The 1,713-nt window shown below is 39.6% G+C and carries 2 protein-coding genes; one reads left to right on the top strand and one right to left on the bottom strand.

The features are described 5' to 3' along the window. The first annotated feature begins 333 nt into the window (after positions 1-333). Positions 334-618: a GNAT family N-acetyltransferase gene (locus WB217_RS19390; protein ID WP_423994984.1), complete on the top strand. Its 285-nt coding sequence runs from the start codon at positions 334-336 to the stop codon at positions 616-618. 414 nt (positions 619-1,032) lie between these two features. Here the strand turns inward: WB217_RS19390 and WB217_RS19385 are convergent, their stop codons facing one another. Beyond that, the gene (locus WB217_RS19385; protein WP_423994983.1) at positions 1,033-1,539 is read right to left on the bottom strand and encodes a hypothetical protein; all 507 of its coding nucleotides are present in this window, start codon (positions 1,537-1,539) and stop codon (positions 1,033-1,035) included. Between the last annotated feature and the right edge of the window lie 174 nt (positions 1,540-1,713).

Below are 1,713 nucleotides of genomic sequence, written 5' to 3'. Positions count from 1 at the left end.
GTCTGCGTCTAACTCTATGAAACCCCATAAATTGGTTGATTAAAAGATTGATAGTGTGGGAATACTATAACCAACAACAACACAACAAGGAGGTCGGTGAAAATGGATCATATTATTGAATTTATGAAAGAAGACGGTTTTGAGCTGAATGGTTACCTTTCACAGCTCTTTGAAAAAATGTCTGATAATGAAGATAAACAAGAAAGCTGATCCTGAAACGCTGATCAGCTTTTATTCTGTCTAAAAACTTCCTCAAAACTCCTCAATTTTTCTTTCCTCACGTTATATAATTTTTTCAAAGGGAACTATAATTAATATTGGAGGTGCTCAAATATGTCATTTCAATTTGCAGAAGAAAATGGTCGTTTCGTAGTGAAGGATGCGCAGGGATTAGAGGTTGGCGAGGTTACTTTTAGCCGGGATGGAGAAGACGTGATTGTCATCGATCATACGGGATTGGATCCAGCCCAGCGTGGACAAGGGCTTGCGGAGGAACTTGTGCGCCATGTGGTTGAAAAAGCAAAGAATGAAGGATTGAAAATTGTTCCTTTATGCTCCTACGCTAAAAAAGAATTTGAAAAGAAAACGGAATACAAAGAGGTTCTAGCAGAAAAATAACCTTCGGGCTGCCCGAAGGTTTTTCTATAAATTGGGAGGGTTAAAAGGTTGATAGAATGGGAATATTATAATTAACAAGCTAGTAAATAGAGGAGGAAAGAAAATGAAACAGATAACGGAATTTATAAATGAAGAAGGCTTTGAGCTGAAGGGTTACCTTTCCGAGTTATTTGAAAAAGTGTCTGATGATAAGAACGAAGAACGCTGATTACGCGACCATAGCTGATCAGCGTTTTTTTATGTTCATTTTTATAATGGCCGCCAAAGCCTATTGTTATGTTATTTTTAGAATGATTCCCAAAGCCTATTGAGTGCCCGTCACACCAATCTTCTTGAAGGGATTGGCGATTGAATATTGAGAATAGATCCTGCAATAACCAAGAACCTATCCTGTATGAATAGACTCTTTCCACGTCAATTCCCAGACTCATAAAAAGCCAAATTAAGTGCGACATTTGTTGGATAAAATCCTTCGTTTTGAATGATTAACATATAGTTGCTGTCAAATTGAAGGATTCTTTCGTAGGATGTCGATTCGATAGGATTGCCGCCCTGAGAAAAGGCGTATCTAGGGATCATCGTTTCTTCCATCACCGTTCCGCCGTGGATGTTTGAAGGGTTTTTGTAAAATGAAGTAGCTGCCTGTATCTTCGAGCGGTCGTCGAGGTTGATGGTGGGAAGTTTTCTGTTTCCGTGCGTGAAGCCGGGATTTTTCAGCAACTTAATCCCTAATTGCTCAGACCCACTCACAATTCTCCGATCCGTAATATGCGTAATCGTGTCCTTGCCTGTCGTTATTTGAATATTGAGGCTCTGCCCAGGGGGAATGGTGGTCCGATGGGAAAGAGTGAATGCTTGGCCTGCAAAGACAAAACCTAGCCAATAAGGCATATTGCTGAAGGGAATACTTGTTAGTGCCATGTCAAATCACCTCGAAAACTCGAATGTTTACAGGGTATTCTTTCGTATTGGCATAAATGGTCAGGTCTTCATTAGGGTCCAGGTCATAAACAATAATTTCGGCTGGAGTATTGAAGACATAATTTCCTTTTTCGATTGAAAAATTAGGGTCCGAGGAATGATATATATAAGTAG

Origin of the sequence: Mesobacillus sp. (assembly GCF_049588175.1) — a bacterium.
Lineage (GTDB): Bacteria > Bacillota > Bacilli > Bacillales > Cytobacillaceae > Mesobacillus.
The sequence above is the reverse complement of the archived record's forward strand: the minus strand, read 5'-3'. Positions and strand labels throughout refer to the sequence as shown.